The following is an 18,297-nucleotide window of genomic DNA, read 5'->3' on the forward strand; positions in this document are numbered from 1 at the left end:
CCGAAGCTTCTTCGATCAGGATGACGTTTCGTCGAATCGTCATCCTGATCCTACTCTTTGTAGGAGCATGATCTTTTCCGAAAACCGGTTCCCACTTTTCGGGATCATGCTCTCGAAACCGATCTCGTTGAGACCTCTTTAACCAAGACCGGCGAAACTTGCAGCCAGTCGCGGCATCAGTCCACTCCTGTAACAAGCGGTGCCGCCGAAGACAAAGAAAAAGGGGCGCTCATCCGCACGGACCGGCGCCGAAAGGAACGAAAGTGTCTGGTTTCGCGTCGCTTCGCCTGGCCTTCAGTGCAGCCATTCTTGGCGCCCTGCTTTGCGCGCCGCAGGCATTCGCGCAAAGCGCGGCCGCGCCGGCGCAAACCATAACGCTTGGCCCGAGCGGGCTGCCGCTGCCGCGTTTCGTCAGCCTCAAGCCGGCCCGGGTCAACTCGCGCGTCGGCCCCGGCGCCAATTATTCCGTCAACTGGATGTATCTGAAGGCCGGCCTGCCGATGGAAGTCATCCAGGAATTCGACACATGGCGCCGCGTGCGCGATGCCGACGGCTCGGAAGGCTGGATCAACCAGTCGCTGCTCTCCGGCCGCCGCACCGCGATCGTTGCGCCCTGGCAGCGCGGCAAGGGCGGGCGAATCAACCTTCTCGACGAGCCCGACAAGGATGCGGGTGTCATCGCCATCATCGAGCCGGGCGTGATCGGCTCGATCAAGAAATGCGACGGTCAATGGTGCGAGATGACCTTCGACGGCCATACCGGCTGGATGGCGCAGTCGCAGGTGTGGGGCGCTTATCCCGGCGAGAAGGTCAAGAACTAGGCTGCGTCGAGATTCAGGTGAGGCCGGTCTGCGAATGCCGGCTTTCTGCGCTTCCGGTGCTCACGTACTTTAAGTACGCTCCGCTCCGGTTCTCGAAAACCGCCATTCTCGACTCGGCCTGACCTGAATCTCAACACAGCCTAACTGGACACACCGTCCTGCTGGCGGCCGATGCGGCCGAGATGCGTATCCTGAAAACCGGTAGGCAGCTTGAGGCCGTAGCCGAGGGCACGGTCGATGGCGATGTGCGCGATCCAGATCAGCGCCACGGCGGTGGTGATCGGGCCGGCGAGCAACGCGCCCGCAAGCAGCAGGACGAGCGGGGCGATCAGGATATGCAAGGCGTTGTAGGTGACGGCGCCGACGCTTGGTCCGGCGAGGTAGCCCAGCATCGACAGGTCCGGCGCGAGGATGAGCAGCGCAAACAGCCACCAGGAAAAGCCGGAGACTGCATAGCAAACGATAGCCAACGCGGCGACGGTGATCCATTCAAACCGGACAATCAAATCGACGGGCCGCATCACCACGGATCAGTTGCCGCGCTTCGGGCGAAGCCTCACGACGATGTCCACATTGGCGATCTCCATGCCTTCCGGAGGCGCCGGCAGGTTGGAGACGGTCACCGGTCCGCTCTCGATATCGAAAATCCGGTTCTCGCCCTCGACGTAGAAGTGATGGTGGTCGGAGGTGTTGGTGTCGAAATAGGTTTTCGAGCCTTCGACCGCCAGGATGCGCAGCAGTCCGGCCTGGGTGAACTGGTGGAGCGCGTTATAGACCGTCGCCAGCGAAACCGGCACGCCGGCGGCGATCGCCTCTTCGTGCAGTTCCTCGGCCGAAAGGTGGCGGTCGCCCTTGGCGAAAAGCAGGTCGGCCAGCGCAATGCGCTGGCGCGTCGGCCTCAGGCCGGCTTCGCGAACCCGCTTGTCCACAGCGACATTTTCCTTCCTGTAGCCCGAATCCATCTCTTCGCGTCGAAGCTTTGCTGCCCAGCCCACCAACAGGTCCAGAATGGCAAAAAGACGTCAAAAGCCAAAACCGGACATCAGCCGACATATATTCTGTAGTCCGAATGCGATCAATAGCGCGCATTGACCCGGGCAGGCGCACGGGTTAAGCGCAAACGCCGGTTTCCGCCCGCAAACAGAGTGTGTTAGGAAACCAACGAGAAGGGCGCCCTGCCGCCCGCGAAGGAACACGGGGACAGAAATTTGATGGCGGGTCAAAAGTCCAGCTACGATTACGAGGAACTGCTTGCCTGCGCCCGCGGCGACCTGTTCGGGCCAGGCAATGCCCAACTGCCCTACCCACCGATGCTGATGTTCGACCGCATAACCGAGATCAGCGAGACCGGCGGTGCTTTCGACAAGGGCTTCATCCGCGCCGAGTTCGACATTAAGCCGGACCTGTGGTTCTTCGCCTGCCACTTCATCGGCAACCCGATCATGCCGGGCTGCCTCGGCCTCGACGCCATGTGGCAGTTGACCGGCTTCTATCTCGGCTGGCTGGGCGAACCGGGCAAGGGCATGGCGCTTTCGACCGGCGAGGTGAAGTTCAAGGGCATGGTGACGCCGTCGGTGAAGAAGGTCGAATATGGCATCGACTTCAAGCGCGTGATGCGCGGCCGCCTGGTGCTCGGCATCGCCGATGGGTGGCTCAAGGCGGATGGCGAACCCATATACGCGGCTACGGATCTGAAGGTCGGCCTGTCCAAGCAGCCGGCCGCCTGACCGTTTTCCGCCACGGCGCCCGCGTAGCCAACGGATGCCATGTCAGTTTGTTTGCGTATGATCAAGGGCGAAGCCGGTTAGGTCTTTCGCCCGAATACGCGGGAAGGAGTTGCGAATGAGACGGGTCGTAGTGACAGGGCTCGGCATTGTGTCGTCGATCGGCAACAATGCCAATGAGGTGCAGAGCTCGCTTTACGATGCCAAATCAGGCATCAGCTTTTCCAATTCCTTCGCCGAACACGGCTTCCGCTGCCAGGTCTGGGGCGCGCCGACGCTCGATCCCACCCCGATGATCGACCGCCGCGCCATGCGCTTCCTGAGCCAAGGCGCCGCCTGGAATCACGTCGCCATGGACCAGGCGATCGCCGATGCCGGCTTAAGCGAAGGCGACATCACCAATGAGCGGACCGGCATCGTGATGGGTTCCGGCGGGCCTTCGACCCGCACCATCGTCGAAGCGGCCGAAACCACGATCAAGAACAACAGCCCCAAGCGTATCGGCCCGTTCGCCGTGCCGAAAGCCATGTCGTCGACGGCGTCGGCCACCTTGGCCACATGGTTCAAGATCCACGGCGTCAATTATTCGATCTCGTCGGCCTGCTCGACCTCCGCGCATTGCATAGGCAATGCCTATGAGCTCATCCAGTGGGGCAAGCAGGACGTGATGTTTGCCGGCGGCCACGAGGACCTCGACTGGACCATGTCTGACCTGTTCGACGCCATGGGCGCCATGTCGTCGAAGTTCAACGACAACGCATCGGCCGCTTCGCGCGCCTATGACGTCAACCGCGACGGTTTCGTCATCGCCGGCGGCGCCGGCGTGCTGGTGCTGGAGGAACTGGAGCACGCCAAGGCGCGCGGCGCCAAAATCTACGCCGAGGTCGTCGGCTACGGCGCGACTTCCGACGGCTACGACATGGTCGCACCTTCGGGGGAAGGCGCGATCCGCTGCATGCGCCAGGCGCTTGCCACGGTGTCTTCGCCGGTTGACTACATCAACACCCACGGCACCTCGACGCCGGTCGGCGATTCCAAGGAAATGGGCGCCATCCGCGAGGTGTTCGGCGACAAGATGCCTTACATCACCTCGACCAAATCGCTCACCGGCCATTCGCTGGGCGCAGCCGGCGTGCAGGAATCGATCTATTCGATCCTGATGATGCAGGGCGGTTTCATCGGCGAGAGCGCCCATATCGAGGAGCTCGATCCGGAATTCGAGGGCATGCCGATCGTGCGCAAGCGTATCGACGACGCCAGGATCGACACCGTCCTGTCCAACTCCTTCGGTTTCGGCGGCACCAACGCAACGCTGATTTTCCAGCGCTATTCCGCATAAGACCAGCGTTTTTCATAAGGATTGCCAGGCATGGAAGGGTTGATGAAGGGCAAGCGCGGGCTTGTCATGGGTGTTGCCAACGACCATTCGATTGCCTGGGGCATCGCCAAGAAGCTGTCGGAACACGGGGCCGAGCTCGCTTTCACCTATCAGGGCGACGCCTTCGGGCGGCGGGTCAAGCCGCTGGCCGAGAAAGTGGGAGCCTCGCTGATCGTGCCCTGCGATGTCGAGGACAGCGCCTCGGTCACCGCGACCTTCGAGACCCTCGGCAAGGCCTGGGGCGGGCTGGATTTCGTGGTGCACGCCATCGGCTTTTCCGACAAGAACGAGCTGAAGGGCCTTTATGCAGACACCAGCCGCGACAACTTCGTGCGCACCATGGTGATCTCCTGCTATTCCTTCACCGAGATCGCCCGCAACGCCGCCGCGTTGATGGGCAATGGCGGCTCGATGATCACACTCACCTATGCCGGCTCGGTCAGGGTGATGCCGAACTACAACGTCATGGGCGTCGCCAAGGCCGGGCTGGAAGCCAGCGTGCGCTACCTGGCCAACGACTACGGCCCGCGCGGCATCAGGGTGAACGGCATCTCGGCCGGGCCGGTGCGGACGCTGGCCGGCTCCGGCGTGTCCGATGCCCGCCACATGTTCTCCTACCAGCAGCGCAACTCGCCTTTGCGGCGCACCGTGACCATCGACGAAGTCGGCGGCTCGGCGCTTTACCTGCTTTCCGATCTGTCGTCGGGCGTCACCGGTGAAATCCACTATGTCGATTCCGGCTATCACATCGTTTCGATGCCGGCACTGGAGGAATTGAAGCAGAACGACGGCACGCGGGAATAGTTCGCGGCGGCGACAGTAGCGCTCCAGTAAAATTGGATTCATCGGCGGAAACTCATTTTAAGGAGATATCCGCTATAAGGCCCCGCAATCTGGGGACAATGCATGCCTGCAGTCAGCAATCCCAAACGGACTCCGCTGTTCCGGCTGATCACCATCGCCAGCTCGGGCATGGGCAGTTTCATCCTTGGACTGTGGGGGCTGAGGTTCGGCTTCGGCGACGGCATGGCCGGCATGCCGGCCGAAACGATGGCGGGCGTCATTGCCGCTCTCTGCGCCCTTGCCGCCGGCGGAGCAGCACTCTCGTTCTTTGCCGGGGTCGACGAATCGGCGGCCTATGTCTTCCAGGAAACCCATTTCGACAAGCTGACCGGCCTTTTGTCGCGCCAGGCCATGGTCGGCAAGATAGCCGAGGCCGCCTCTGGGACGATCCGAACCGGCGAGCCGGTATTCTTGATCGACATCGATATCGACCGCTTCAAGCACATCAACGACGCCATCGGCTACAGCCAGGGCGACGAACTGATCTGCGCCTTCACCAGCAGGCTGACGGAGAATATGCCGGAGGATGCGGTGATCGGCCGTATCGGCGCCGGCGAATTTGCGGTGCTTTTGCCGGACCGCCAGATCAGGGGCTCGATCGAGCGGCTGATCGAGAAGCTCATCAACGAGATGATGGAGCCCTATCAGCTGCAGACGCATCTGCAGTCGGTCAGCCTGTCGGTCGGCATCGTGGCGATGCCAAAGGACGGCGTCGACCCGGTCCTGGTCCTGCGCCGCTCGAACCTGGCGCTGCAGAACGCGCGCGCCAGTGGCATCGGCAACTGGTCTGTCTTCAACGCCGACATGGGCCGCGTTGCGGACTATCGGCAATGGATCGAGTCGGAGCTGAAGACCGCTTTCGACCGAGGCGATTTCAGTCTTCACTACCAGCCGCAGCTCGACCTGCCGAGCCGCCGCATCGTCGGTTATGAGGCGCTGATCCGCTGGAAGCACCCGGAGCGCGGCATGATCCCGCCGATGGAATTCATTCCGATCGCCGAGGAAACCGGCATGATCAATCCGATCGGCGAGTGGGTGCTGCGCAAGGCCTGCAGCGACGCCCGGTACCTGCCGGAGGAATGCTTCGTCGCCGTCAACATCTCGCCTGTCCAGTTCATGACCAGGGATTTCGTCGGCATCGTGCGGGAGGTGATGGAATCGACCGGCATCAAGCCCTCGCGGCTTGAGCTTGAGGTCACCGAGACGGCGATGATGCAGGACCGCGACCGCGCCGCAGCCATCCTGGAACAGCTTGCCGAGATGGGTATCTCTGTGGCCGTCGACGATTTCGGAACGGGCTATTCCAATTTGAGCTACCTGATCGATTTCTCCTTCGGCAAGCTGAAGATCGACCGTTCCTTCGTCAGCCGCATCGACACCGATTCCAGCTCCGGCGCGATCGTGTCGACCATTGTCGGCCTGTCGCGGGCGCTGGGCGTGGGCATCATCGCCGAAGGCGTAGAGACCGAGAACCAGGCCACCCTGCTCCGAGCGGCCGGCTGCGAGGTTGTACAGGGCTATCTGTTCGGCCGGCCGGCGCCGCTCAAGGTCGAGCTTGGCGAAGCGCGGTCCGCCTTCGGCACGCACGAGCCGGCCCGCATCGTCAGCCTGCAATAGAACAAGTATTCTTCCCGCCGCAATTGTGGATCCAAGGTACGGCGAAGGCGCCGAATCCACCCCGCTGCACGCTTTTCCTTGATTGCTTCAGCGGCGCGCCGAAAACACCTTGAACATGCCGTCGCGGGCGATCTCGGCATGGCTGGCGAAGGCCGCCGAGAGCGCCTGTTCGTAAGGAAGCTGGCGGTTGGCGACCATGAACAGGCGGCCGCCCGGTTTCAACGCCTTCGACGCGGCGCGGATCATGCCGGAACCGATCTCCGGCTCGGACGCGCGGCCGCGGTGAAACGGTGGGTTCATGACGATCGCGTCGTAGCGCCGTTCGACCGACTCGGTGAGCAGATCGGTCCAGAAGAAACGCGGCTCGATGGCGCCGCCCTGGACGTTCAACCTGGCTGCTTCCAGGGCCTCAAAGTCCGCTTCGTAGAGATCGAGTGCGGTGAGGCCTTGTGAGCGCTGCAGGACTTCCACCGCCAGATAACCCCAGCCGGCGCAGAAATCAGCGACATTGCCTTTGAGATCGTCAGGCAGGCTCGCGGCCAGCAGTTTCGAACCGGCATCGATCCGATCGAAGGAGAACATGCCAGGCCTGGTCTTGAACCCGCCTTCGATGATCAAATCGGGGTTGCCGGCGCGCAGCGTCGCGGCCGTCTCCGCGCCGGCTAGCTTGAACCAGAAGGCAACGCCGTGATGCTTCGGCAAATGGCCTTCGAGCGGCACCAGGGCGTTGATCCGTTTGCGCAGGCTGTCGATGCCGTCCTCCTTGCCGCCGGCAACGACGACCAGCCCGCCCGGCTGGACGCGCTCTATCGCCTCGGCGACACGCTGCTCGTTCTGGCCGCGATGGCGGCCGGCAAGCATCAACGCCAGGTCGAAGCCGGTATCCTCAGCGCGCGGCGTGACCGCGTAGCCGGACGCCTGCAGCGTCCGAAAATGTGGCCGAAAGCCTTGCACGAGATGCAGCGCCGCCTCGAAGCCGGCGGGCAAGCGGAAGCCGGGCTCGGCGCCGAGAAACAGGACACGGGCATCCTTTCGCGGCAAAGGCAGCGCCTCGGCCTCGAACGGGTAGAACAGCGTCTTCAGCGGCTCCGCGGCCATTCATCTGCTCCGTAGGACCCTTTGTCCGACGCAATTCCGGACGAAAACGCTTGCCGCTTTCCTGGAACTGCCCTGAAACAAAACGGGCGCGACCTCGCGGCGCGCCCGTCTTAAATTATCCGGTCAAACCGATCAGGCGGCGTCTTCCTCGCCGTCCGACTTCTTCTTGTCCTGGACGATTTCCTTGCCGGTCGCCTGGTCGACGACCTTCATCGACAGGCGGACCTTGCCGCGCTCGTCGAAGCCCATCAACTTGACCCAAACCTTGTCGCCTTCCTTGACGACGTCCGAGGTCTTGGCGACGCGCTCATTGGCGAGCTGCGAGATATGGACGAGACCGTCGCGCGGGCCGAAGAAATTGACGAACGCGCCGAAGTCGGCCGTCTTGACGACGGTGCCTTCATAGATCTCGCCGACTTCCGGCTCGGCGACGATGGTGTGGATCCACTTCTTCGCCGCTTCGATCTCCTTGGCATTCGCCGAAGCGATCTTGACCGTGCCGTCGTCCTCGATGTTGATCTTGGCGCCGGTCTTCTCGACGATCTCGCGGATCACCTTGCCGCCGGAACCGATGACGTCGCGGATCTTGTCGGTCGGGATATGCATGACCTCGATGCGCGGCGCGAATTCGCCGAGCTCGGCGCGGGCGCCGGACAGCGCATGCGCCATCTCGCCGAGGATATGCAGGCGGCCGTCCTTGGCCTGGGCAAGCGCGATGCCCATGATCTCCTCGGTGATGCCATCGATCTTGATGTCCATCTGCAGCGAGGTGACGCCGTTGGCGGTGCCGGCGACCTTGAAGTCCATGTCGCCGAGGTGGTCCTCGTCACCGAGGATGTCGGAGAGCACAGCGAAGCGCTCGCCTTCCTTGATCAGGCCCATGGCGATGCCGGCGACCGGCTTTGCCAGCGGCACGCCGGCATCCATCAGCGCCAGCGAGGTGCCGCAGACGGTCGCCATCGAGGACGAGCCGTTGGACTCGGTGATCTCCGAAACGACGCGCAGCGTGTAGGGGAACTGGTCCGCGCTGGGCAGCATCGGCCGGATGGCGCGCCAGGCGAGCTTGCCATGGCCGATCTCGCGGCGGCCCGGCGAACCCATGCGGCCGGTCTCGCCAACGGAATAGGGCGGGAAGTTGTAGTGAAGGAGGAACTTCTCCTTGTACATGCCGGTCAGCGAATCGACATACTGCTCGTCCTCGCCGGTGCCGAGCGTGGCAACGACCAGAGCCTGGGTTTCGCCGCGCGTGAACAGCGCCGAACCATGGGTGCGCGCCAGGACGCCGACTTCGGAGACGATCTTGCGGACCGTCTTCAGGTCGCGGCCGTCAATGCGCGAGCCGGTGTCGAGGATGTTCCAACGCACGACCTTGGCCTGGAGTTCCTTGAACACCGAGCCGATCTGCTCGGAGGTGTATTTGGCCTCTTCGCCTTCGGCCGGCGCAAACGCGGCCTTGACCTTCGACTTGACGGCGTCGACGGCGGCATAGCGCTTCTGCTTGTCGGTGATCTTGTAGGCCTCGCGAAGCTCGTCGCCGACGATCTTCAGCATCTCGGCTTCAAGCGCTGAGTAATCCGGCGCGGTGAAGTCGCGCGGCTCCTTGGCGGCGACCTCGGCCAGCTTGATGATCGCGTCGATCACAGGCTGGAAGCTCTTGTGGCCGAACACGACGGCACCGAGCATCAGTTCCTCGGAGAGTTCCTTGGCCTCGGATTCGACCATGAGTACGGCGTCGCCGGTGCCGGCGACGACGAGGTCGAGCTTGGATTCCTGCATTTCGTCGATATGCGGGTTGAGCACATATTCGCCGTTGATGTAGCCGACGCGGGCGCCGCCGATCGGGCCCATGAACGGCACACCGGAAAGCGTGAGAGCAGCGGAGGTGGCGACGATCGACAGAATATCGGGATCGTTCTCGAGGTCATGCTGGACGACGGTGACGACGATCTGGGTGTCGTTCTTGTAGCCGTCGGCGAAAAGCGGGCGGATCGGGCGGTCGATCAGGCGGGAAACCAGCGTTTCCTTTTCGCTCGGGCGGCCCTCACGCTTGAAGTAGCCGCCCGGGATCTTGCCGGCGGCGTAGGTCTTTTCCTGGTAGTTGACGGTAAGCGGGAAGAAATCGAGGCCGGGCTTCGGCTCCTTCATCGAAACGACGGTGGCGAGAACGACGGTCTCGCCATAGGTGGCGAGCACCGCGCCGTCAGCCTGGCGCGCGATCTTGCCTGTTTCCAGGATGAGCGGACGGCCGCCCCATTCGATTTCCACTTTGTGTTGATTGAACATGTCTTGTCCTTCATATGCGGAAAGGACCGCGCCGTCCTAACGGTCACGGGTTCTCCCTTTCCTGGCTTCCTTCGGGCAGCCACGGGCAAGACAACGGGAGGCTCGTAGGTCCGGCTCATAAGCCGAGCGAGCATCCTGCAATCCTGCCCCATGACCGTCCATGGGGCGGTTCCGAATGGCCCTCTGCGCGTCCGGAACCGTTTTGGCCGACCGATCGGCCGGCTTTTGCGCATGACGCCGGAAACCGCTGTTTCCGGAACGCGCCCTGCGCGAATGCGAATTTCTAGAGCGCGTCGCGCTCCGGCATTATCGCACCGGATCGACCGATGCGCCAATGCGCGACCGGCGGGCCCTCCGAGGAAGACCCGCCGGTCAATTCGTCAGCGACGCAGACCGAGCTTGTCGATCAGCGTCTGATAGCGCCCGTCATCCTTGCGCTTGAGGTAGTCAAGCAGGCTGCGGCGCTGGGAGACCAGAGCAAGCAGGCCACGGCGGGAATGGTTATCCTTCTTGTGGTCCTTGAAGTGCTCGGTCAGGTTCTTGATGCGCTCGGAAAGAATGGCAACCTGGACTTCCGGGGATCCGGTGTCGCCCTTGGCGGTTGCGAATTCGGTCATCAATTCCTTCTTGCGGTCGGCAGTAATCGACATCGTGCTTTTCCTTATCTGTTGGAGGAAACGGGACGCCCACAGCCGGGATGTCGTCCAGCAGGGGCCAGTGCAAGCGACGCGTCAGGGCGCGAAGCTGCGGCGCATATAGTCCAATTCCGGAATAAACACCAGCCCAAATGTCAAGCCGGCTTGTCGCAGGTCTTGCCACGAAAACAAAGGGTTCAGCGGCTATAGCCACTTCTTCCATTTGAAGAAGAAGATCAGTCCGGCGGCGACAAGCGCCATGAACAGAATTGCCACCGGATAACCGTAATAGGCTTTCAGCTCCGGCATGTTCCAGGGCGAGCTTTGCGGATCGAAATTCATCCCCCAGACGCCGACCAGGAAGGTCAGCGGCATGAAGATCACCGAGACGATCGTCAAATAGGAAATGACGTCATTGGTGCGGGCCTGGGTCAGCGAGACATGCATCTCGATCAGGCCGGTGAGCATGTCGCGCTGGTTCTCGACCAGCTCGATCAGACGCAGCGAATGGTCGAGCGTGTCGTTGAAGAAGATCTTGGTCTCCGCCTTCACGAAGGCCACGTCGTTGCGGATCAGCGTCGCCAGCGTGTCGCGCATCGGCCACAGCACGCCTTTGAGCACGTTGGCGTCACGCCGCAATTCATGCAGCTGCCGCATCTGGTGCTTGTGCGGCTTATTCAGCATCTCGTCCTCGATGCCGTCGACCAATTCGCTCGCCGCCTCGATCGGTGGGAAATAGCTGTCGACAATGGCATCGATCAGCGCATAGGCAAGATAGTCGGCACCGCGCGAGCGCAGGCGGTTGGGCATCGCGGCCGCAATGCGCTTGCGCACCGGATCGAACGGATCGCCTTCGCGCTCCTGGAACGTAACGACGAAATTGCCGCCGAAGAACAACGCGATCTGCTCGTAGCGATGCGAGGTGACATCGTCGATCATGCGCATGACGACGAAGGCATGATCCTCGAAGAAATCCACCTTGGGCCGCTGTCCGGTGTTGACGACGTCCTCCAGTGCCAGCGGATGCAGGCTGAAGATGCGGCCGATCTCCTCGATCAGCGGGATATTGGCAAGTCCGGTGCAATCCAGCCAGACGACAGGCCATTTCTCGCAATGCGCGTTGAGATCGTCGATCGAGGCATTGTCGATTGTTTTGTATTTCTCGGGCGAGATCAGCGTCAGCCGCAGCTCGCTGCGCCGCGCCGCCGGATCGGCGATAAGCGTGCCTGGCGACGCCCCAACCGGCGGCCGGCGGGTTTTCAGCGGTTCCCGCTTCTTGCCTGCATCAGCCTTGGCCATGAGATATCCTCGGGACTCAGCATTCGGCCTAGATTAGAGCAATTCCAGCAAAAGTGCGCACCGGTTTCCCGTCCGGAATTGCGTAATAACAAACACTTAAAGCGCGTCACGCTGAGACGGATTGAGTCGACGCGCTTTAAGTCTTGTGTTGATGCATGTCGTTATCCCAAAACCGTTGCGCACTTTTGGGCGACATGCACTAAGCCGGATTCACCCGACAAAGACCCGCTTGGGCTTGAACATGCCCTGCTCGATGGCGCCGATGGCGACGAGCTTGCCGCGCGCGGTAGCACAGGCCTCCTCGGCCTCGACCGGCGCGTCGCGGCCGCGAATGATGACGGGATTGCCGAGGCGGATCTTCGTCGCCGCGTCGTCGCTGACCGCGACCTGCGGCAGGCAGTCGAGCGCCGCCGCTGTTTCGACAAGCAGCGCATCGATGGCGCTGAAATCGACGGGGGCGTCCATTTCATCGGATTTGTCGTCATCCTTTTCGCCAAAGCGAGCCGCTTCCAGCTCGGCGACAGTGACGAAATCCTCCGGCGTGAACGGCTCGACCTCGACGCGGCGCAATTCGGCGATGTGGCCGAAGCAGCCGAGATCGCGGCCCATGTCGCGGGCCAGCGAGCGCACATAGGTGCCCTTGCCGCATTCGACCTCGAAGACAGTTTTGTCGGTGCCATGCTCGACAATATCCAATCGGCCGATTTCAATTTCCCGCGCCGGTATCTCGACCGTCTCACCTTCACGGGCAAGGTCATAGGCGCGTTCGCCGGCGATCTTGATGGCCGAGAATTGCGGCGGCGTCTGCATGATGACGCCGGTGTATTTCGGCAGCAGCGCCCTCACCTCCGCCTCGTCCGGCCGACGGTCGGAATTGCTGGTCACCGGGCCTTCGAGGTCGTCGGTCGAGCGCTCTTCGCCCCAGGCGACGGTGAAGCGGTAGACCTTGGCGCCGTCCTGCACATAGGGAACGGTCTTGGTCGCCTCGCCGAGCGCGATCGGCAGCATGCCGGAAGCCAGCGGATCGAGGGTGCCGGCATGGCCGGCCTTCTCGGCCTGAAACAGCCATTTTATCTTGGAAACCGCCTCGGTCGAGCCCATGCCGACCGGCTTGTCCAGCACCACCCAACCGGAGACCGGCCGCCCCTTCTTCTTACCGCGACGCGCCACCTATTCCTCGTCCTTGTCGTTGTTCTTGCCGTCACCGAGATCGCGTGCGACTTCGGGCGATTTCAGCAGTTCATTGATCTTCGCGAAATTGTCGAAGGACGTGTCCAGCCTAAAGCGAAACTCCGGCATGTACTTCATCTGCCTGAGCGCGCCGGAGACGCGGCCGCGGATGAATTTCGCGTGCCTGTTGAGCGCCTCGATCACGGCGCCGTCGTCCCCTGCGCCAAGCGGCGAGACGAAGGCGGTGGCGATCTTGAGATCGGGCGACATGCGCACCTCGGACACCGAGACGACGCTGTTCTCGATCACCGGATCGATGATCTCGCCGCGCTGCAAGGTTTCGGACAGGGCGTGACGCACCTGCTCGCCGACGCGCAGCATGCGCTGGGAGGGGCCTGACGGTGTCGAACGGGGCATTTTCTCTGGTCCTGAAATCGTGAAGCGCGGGATGGGACCGCGCCACATGTCTCAACATGCATGAGGGATCTGGGCGGCAGCCTTTCGGCCGCCGCCCTTTATTATTCGGCAAGTATACCCGAATTAGAGCGTTCTGGTTACCATCTCGACGCGGAAGCACTCGATGATGTCGCCGACACGCATGTCCTCGTAGTTCTGGAAGGCCATGCCGCATTCCTGGCCGCCCGGCACTTCCGCAACCTCGTCCTTGAAGCGCTTCAGCGTCTTCAGCGTGCCTTCGTGGATCACGACGTTGTCGCGGATCAGGCGAACACCCGCGCCACGCTCGACCTTGCCTTCGGTGACACGGCAGCCGGCGATCTTGCCGACCTTGGAGATGTCGAAGATCTCGAGGATCTCGGCATTGCCGATGAAGGTCTCGCGCCGCTCGGGCGAAAGCATGCCGGAAAGCGCTGCCTTCACGTCATCGACGAGGTTGTAGATGATCGAGTAGTAGCGGATCTCGATGCCGGCCGCGGCCGCGGCAGCACGCGCCTGCGCATTGGCGCGGACGTTGAAGCCGATGATCGCCGCTCCGGACGTCTCGGCGAGCGAGACATCGCTTTCGGTGATGCCGCCGGCGCCGGCATGGACGATGCGCGCGCGCACCTCGTCATTGCCGAGCTTTTCAAGCGCCGCATTGATCGCCTCGATCGAACCCTGCACGTCGCCCTTGATGACCAGCGGGAATTCCTTCAATCCGCTCGTCTGCAGCTGCGACATCATCTGCTCGAGCGAGCCGCGCTGGCCGGCATGCTTGGCCACCGCCTTGTCGCGCGCCAGGCGCTGGCGGTATTCGGTGATCTCACGGGCGCGCGCCTCGTTGTTGACGACGGCGAAGCGGTCGCCCGCCTGCGGCGTGCCCTGGAGGCCAAGCACCTCGACCGGCATTGCCGGCGGCGCTTCTGGCACATGCTCGCCGCGATCGTTGACGAGCGCGCGCACACGGCCCCACTCGTTGCCGGCGACGATGATGTCGCCCGGCATCAGCGTGCCGGTCTGCACCAGCACGGTGGCGACGGGACCGCGTCCCTTGTCCAGCTGCGCCTCGATGACCGCGCCTTCGGCGGTGCGGTCGGGATTGGCCTTGAGGTCGAGGACTTCGGACTGCAGCAGGATCGCTTCCAAGAGCTTGTCGAGATTGATGCCCTTGGTCGCTGAAACCTCGACGTCCAACACCTCACCGCCCATCGATTCCACGAACACTTCGTGGCGCAGCAGTTCGGTCCGCACCTTCTGCGGGTCGGCATCGCGCTTGTCGATCTTGTTGATAGCCACGATGATCGGCACGCCGGCCGCCTTGGCGTGATTGATCGATTCGATCGTCTGCGGCATCACGCTGTCGTCGGCCGCCACCACCAGCACCGCGATGTCGGTAACCTGCGCGCCACGGGCGCGCATGGCCGTAAAGGCCGCGTGGCCGGGCGTGTCGATGAAGGTGATCTTCTGACCGTTCTTCTCGATCTGGTAGGCACCGATGTGCTGGGTGATGCCGCCGGCCTCGCCGGAGACGACATTGGCGTTGCGGATCGCGTCGAGCAGTGAGGTCTTGCCGTGGTCGACATGGCCCATGATCGTCACGACCGGCGGACGCGACACAAGGTCTTCCGGGCGGTCGGCGATGTTGAACAGGCCTTCCTCGATGTCGGATTCGGCGACGCGGCGGACCGTGTGGCCGAATTCGGAGGCGACCAGTTCGGCCGTGTCGGCGTCGATGACGTCGCCTGGCTTCAGGATCTGGCCCTGCTTCATGAAGAACTTGACCACGTCCACGGCGCGCTCGGACATGCGCTGCGCCAGTTCCTGGATGGTGATGGTTTCGGGCAAGATCACTTCGCGCATGACTTTCTCGCGCGGCTCATTGTGAAGCGCGCGTTTGAATTTTTCCTGGCGGCGACGCATCGACGATAGCGAACGGGCGCGTGCGTCGTCATCCGACAGCGCCGAGTTCAGCGTCAGCTTGCCGCGGCGGCGATCTTCCTCGCCCTTTGTCGGCTTGGCAGGCCTTGCCACTTCCGGCGTCGCAAGACGGCGCGGTGGCGCACTCGCGGCACCGGCACCGGTACGCCTCGGCTTGGCCTCCTCCTCGTCGTCAGCGGTGGCGACATCCGCAGCCAGCGGCGCGCGGCGGCGAGCCTCTTCCTCGGCGCGCCGACGGGCCTCGGCCTCAGTCTGCAGGCGTGCCTCCTCCTCGGCCTGACGGCGCGCGGATTCGTCGCGCTCGCGCTTGCGGCGTTCCTCTTCCTCGGCGCGGCGCTTGGCATCTTCCTGAGCGCGCAAGCGATCCTCGGCCTCGCGGGCCTTGGAGCCTTCCAGCGCCTTGCGGCGCGCTTCCATCTCGCCGCGCGAGAGCTCGTTCAGGACCATGCCGGAACGCTCCGGCGGCGGAGGCGGCGCCTTCGGCGCTTCCTGCACGACAGGCGCGGCGGCAACGGCGGGCTTCGGCGTGAAGACGGACGCAGCCACCGGTTCCGGCTTGTCGCCGGGCAGCGAGAACTTGCGCTTCTTGGTCTCGACCACGACCGACTTGGTGCGGCCATGCGAGAAATTCTGGCGCACGGTGCCCTGCTCGAGGCCGGGGCGCTTCAGCGTCAAGGTCTTCTTCGGCGTCACGCTCAACGTCTTGTCGTCGCCCGATTTCGTATCGCTCATTCCATATCCTCTGCGGCATCATCTTCGTCAGCAACGGCCGCAAGCATTGCCAGATCGTTCGGGGTACCGCCCCGATATCGGTCGAGCGCAACTACGCGCTTCTCAACCGCCTGTCCCGCGTCCTGCGCGAGAACGGCAGCATGTATCACATTTGTACCCCCCAATGCCAAGCTCAACTCGGCTTCGGGGAAAAGTTTGTAGGCAAGGATGGCCGGTCCGCCGAGATGGACGGTTGCCCGCCGCGCCTGACTGATCTTGCGGACACCGTCGTCCGAAGCCTCGGTCGCATGCAGCACCAGAAGCGCCAGCCCGTCGCGCACCGCGCCTTCGACCTTGGCGGCGCCAAGGACGACGGCGCCAGCCTTGCGAGCAAGGCCGAGCATGCCCAGAGCGGATCTGGAGAGCAGCCCGTCGACCATGCCGCCGAGATCGGCCGGAACGGTCACCTGCGCCTTGAAGGCACGGGCAAACAGGTTCTTGGCCGCTGCCTTCTCGATATGTAGGCGATCGGCAGTAACCCAGCAACCGCGGCCGGGCAGATTTCTCTTGATGTCCGGAACGACGGCCGAATCCGGGCCGACGACGAAGCGGATCAGTTCATCCGGTTCGGCCTGCCTGCGCGTAACGATGCAAGTGCGATCGTTCATCTCGTCCACGGGCTTTGCGATTGGTGGTCACCTCACGCACCAACGGTTTCGTCGGCCGCTGCCTCTTCGGCAGCGAGTTCTTCCTCGGTGATCCAGCCGGCCTGCTTGCGGGCGGCGAGCACCATCTGCTCCGCCTCCGCGCGCGAGACGCCGTGGCTGGCGAGCACGCCCGGATAGACCTTGGTCTCGCCGTCCTTGCGCTCTTTCCAGCCGATCAGATCGTCGGCGGCATAGCCGGCGAAGTCCTCGACCGTCTTCACGCCGTCCTCGCCGAGCGTCACCATCATGGCGGTGGTGATGCCGGGAATGTCGCGCAGTTCGTCCTTCACGCCCAGCGCCTTGCGCTTTTCGTCGTGCTCGGCCTCGATCTTCTCCAGATATTCGCGGGCGCGGGTCTGGATTTCCGAAGCGGTGTCCTCGTCGAAGCCATCGATCGAGGAAATTTCGCCAGAGTCGACATAAGCGACTTCCTCGACGCTGGTGAAGCCTTCGGAGGCAAGCACCTGGCCGACCATCTCGTCGACGTCGAGCGCTTCCATGAAGAGCGCCGAACGCTCGACGAATTCCTTCTGGCGACGCTCGCTTTCTTCCTGCTCGGTCAGGATGTCGATATCCCAGCCGGTGAGCTGCGAGGCAAGACGCACGTTCTGGCCGCGGCGGCCGATCGCCAGCGACAGCTGGTCGTCCGGTACCACCACCTCGATGCGCTCGGCGTCCTCGTCGAGCACCACCTTGGCGACCTCGGCCGGCTGCAGCGCGTTGACGATGAAGGACGCGGCCGATGGCGACCACGGAATGATGTCGATCTTCTCGCCCTGCAATTCGCCGACCACCGCCTGGACGCGGCTGCCGCGCATGCCGACGCAGGCGCCGACCGGATCGATCGAGGAATCGCGCGAGATAACGGCGATCTTGGCGCGCGAGCCCGGATCGCGGGCGACCGACTTGATCTCGATGATGCCGTCGTAGATTTCCGGCACTTCCATGGTGAACAGCTTGGCCATGAACTGCGGATGCGTACGCGACAGGAAGATCTGCGGGCCGCGCTGCTCGCGGCGCACGTCATAGACATAGGCCCGCACGCGGTCGCCATATTTGTAGTTCTCGCGCGGGATCAGCTCGTCGCGGCGGATGATCGCCTCGCCTCGGCCGAGATCGACGATGACATTGCCGTACTCGACGCGCTTGACGGTGCCGTTGACGATCTCGCCGATGCGATCCTTGTACTCGTCATACTGGCGATCGCGCTCGGCCTCACGTACCTTCTGCACGATGACCTGCTTGGCCGACTGCGCGGCGATGCGGCCGAAATCCATGGGCGGCAGCTGCTCGGCGATGAAGTCGCCGATCTGGGCGTCGGGGTTGCGCTCGCGCGCCGTGGAAAGCGCGATCTGCGTCGCGTAGTCCTCGACCTTCTCGACCACTTCCATCAGCCGCTGCAGCTTCATCTCGCCGGTGTTCGGGTTGATGTCGGCGCGGATGTTGGTCTCCTGGCCGTAACGAGAGCGCGCTGCCTTTTGGATCGCATCGGCCATGGCGGCGATGACGATCTGCTTGTCGATCGACTTTTCACGCGCGACCGCGTCGGCGATCTGCAGCAGTTCAAGCCTGTTGGCGCTTACAACCATTGTCTTTCTCCCGATTTCGCGCCGGGCATACGGCCCGGCTACTCAA

At 63.1% G+C, this 18,297-nt stretch carries 16 protein-coding genes; 5 read left to right on the forward strand and 11 right to left on the reverse strand.

The genetic code is table 11. The features are described 5' to 3' along the window. Window positions 1-263: 263 nt before the first annotated feature. A complete protein-coding gene (locus CK219_RS06610) occupies window positions 264-821 on the forward strand; it encodes an SH3 domain-containing protein (protein WP_095765950.1) in 558 nt (185 codons plus the stop codon). Between the two features lie 140 nt (window positions 822-961). On the opposite strand, the gene CK219_RS06615 is transcribed toward CK219_RS06610, so the two are convergent. Both CK219_RS06615 and irrA read right to left on the reverse strand, forming a co-directional pair. Then, complete coding sequence (locus CK219_RS06615) at window positions 962-1,342, reverse strand: DUF4260 domain-containing protein (protein WP_095765951.1); 381 nt, start codon at window positions 1,340-1,342, stop codon at window positions 962-964. A 9-nt stretch (window positions 1,343-1,351) separates the two neighbouring features. Next, entirely contained in the window at window positions 1,352-1,783 is a 432-nt protein-coding gene (gene irrA / locus CK219_RS06620; protein ID WP_095766194.1) for an iron response transcriptional regulator IrrA, read from the reverse strand. Between the two features lie 249 nt (window positions 1,784-2,032). On the opposite strand from irrA, the gene fabA reads away from it, so the two are divergent. The 4 genes from fabA to CK219_RS06640 all read left to right on the forward strand — a co-directional run bounded on the left by fabA (window position 2,033) and on the right by CK219_RS06640 (window position 6,383). After that, the gene (gene fabA, locus CK219_RS06625) at window positions 2,033-2,548 is read left to right on the forward strand and encodes a 3-hydroxyacyl-[acyl-carrier-protein] dehydratase FabA (protein WP_095765952.1); all 516 of its coding nucleotides are present in this window, start codon (window positions 2,033-2,035) and stop codon (window positions 2,546-2,548) included. Window positions 2,549-2,663: 115 nt separating this feature from the next. Further along, the gene (gene fabB, locus CK219_RS06630; RefSeq protein WP_095765953.1) at window positions 2,664-3,884 is read left to right on the forward strand and encodes a beta-ketoacyl-ACP synthase I; all 1,221 of its coding nucleotides are present in this window, start codon (window positions 2,664-2,666) and stop codon (window positions 3,882-3,884) included. A gap of 30 nt (window positions 3,885-3,914) precedes the next feature. Beyond that, window positions 3,915-4,727, forward strand: coding sequence for an enoyl-ACP reductase FabI (gene fabI / locus CK219_RS06635; protein WP_095765954.1), 813 nt, complete (start codon window positions 3,915-3,917; stop codon window positions 4,725-4,727). Window positions 4,728-4,829: 102 nt separating this feature from the next. After that, a complete protein-coding gene (locus CK219_RS06640) occupies window positions 4,830-6,383 on the forward strand; it encodes a bifunctional diguanylate cyclase/phosphodiesterase (RefSeq protein WP_095765955.1) in 1,554 nt (517 codons plus the stop codon). Window positions 6,384-6,470: 87 nt separating this feature from the next. On the opposite strand, the gene CK219_RS06645 is transcribed toward CK219_RS06640, so the two are convergent. The 9 genes from CK219_RS06645 to nusA all read right to left on the reverse strand — a co-directional run bounded on the left by CK219_RS06645 (window position 6,471) and on the right by nusA (window position 18,251). Continuing rightward, entirely contained in the window at window positions 6,471-7,481 is a 1,011-nt protein-coding gene (locus CK219_RS06645; RefSeq protein ID WP_095765956.1) for a class I SAM-dependent methyltransferase, read from the reverse strand. Window positions 7,482-7,613: 132 nt separating this feature from the next. After that, window positions 7,614-9,764: a polyribonucleotide nucleotidyltransferase gene (gene pnp, locus CK219_RS06650; RefSeq protein ID WP_095765957.1), complete on the reverse strand. Its 2,151-nt coding sequence runs from the start codon at window positions 9,762-9,764 to the stop codon at window positions 7,614-7,616. Window positions 9,765-10,144: 380 nt separating this feature from the next. Further along, a complete protein-coding gene (rpsO, locus tag CK219_RS06655; protein WP_280950871.1) occupies window positions 10,145-10,456 on the reverse strand; it encodes a 30S ribosomal protein S15 in 312 nt (103 codons plus the stop codon). A gap of 147 nt (window positions 10,457-10,603) precedes the next feature. After that, window positions 10,604-11,698 carry a magnesium/cobalt transporter CorA gene (corA, locus tag CK219_RS06660; protein ID WP_095765959.1) on the reverse strand — a complete coding sequence of 365 codons (1,095 nt, stop codon included), beginning with the start codon at window positions 11,696-11,698 and terminating at the stop codon, window positions 10,604-10,606. 210 nt (window positions 11,699-11,908) lie between these two features. Next, entirely contained in the window at window positions 11,909-12,868 is a 960-nt protein-coding gene (truB, locus tag CK219_RS06665) for a tRNA pseudouridine(55) synthase TruB (RefSeq protein WP_095765960.1), read from the reverse strand. Then, window positions 12,869-13,285, reverse strand: coding sequence for a 30S ribosome-binding factor RbfA (gene rbfA / locus CK219_RS06670; protein WP_095765961.1), 417 nt, complete (start codon window positions 13,283-13,285; stop codon window positions 12,869-12,871). A 123-nt stretch (window positions 13,286-13,408) separates the two neighbouring features. Then, entirely contained in the window at window positions 13,409-15,976 is a 2,568-nt protein-coding gene (gene infB, locus CK219_RS06675) for a translation initiation factor IF-2 (protein ID WP_095765962.1), read from the reverse strand. Beyond that, complete coding sequence (locus CK219_RS06680) at window positions 15,973-16,623, reverse strand: RNA-binding protein (protein WP_095765963.1); 651 nt, start codon at window positions 16,621-16,623, stop codon at window positions 15,973-15,975. Before CK219_RS06680 ends, infB begins: the two co-directional genes overlap by 4 nt. A gap of 32 nt (window positions 16,624-16,655) precedes the next feature. Continuing rightward, entirely contained in the window at window positions 16,656-18,251 is a 1,596-nt protein-coding gene (gene nusA, locus CK219_RS06685) for a transcription termination factor NusA (RefSeq protein ID WP_095765964.1), read from the reverse strand. Window positions 18,252-18,297 lie beyond the last annotated feature (46 nt).

This window comes from Mesorhizobium sp. WSM4313 (genome assembly GCF_002294725.1).
In the GTDB taxonomy this organism is placed as follows: domain Bacteria; phylum Pseudomonadota; class Alphaproteobacteria; order Rhizobiales; family Rhizobiaceae; genus Mesorhizobium.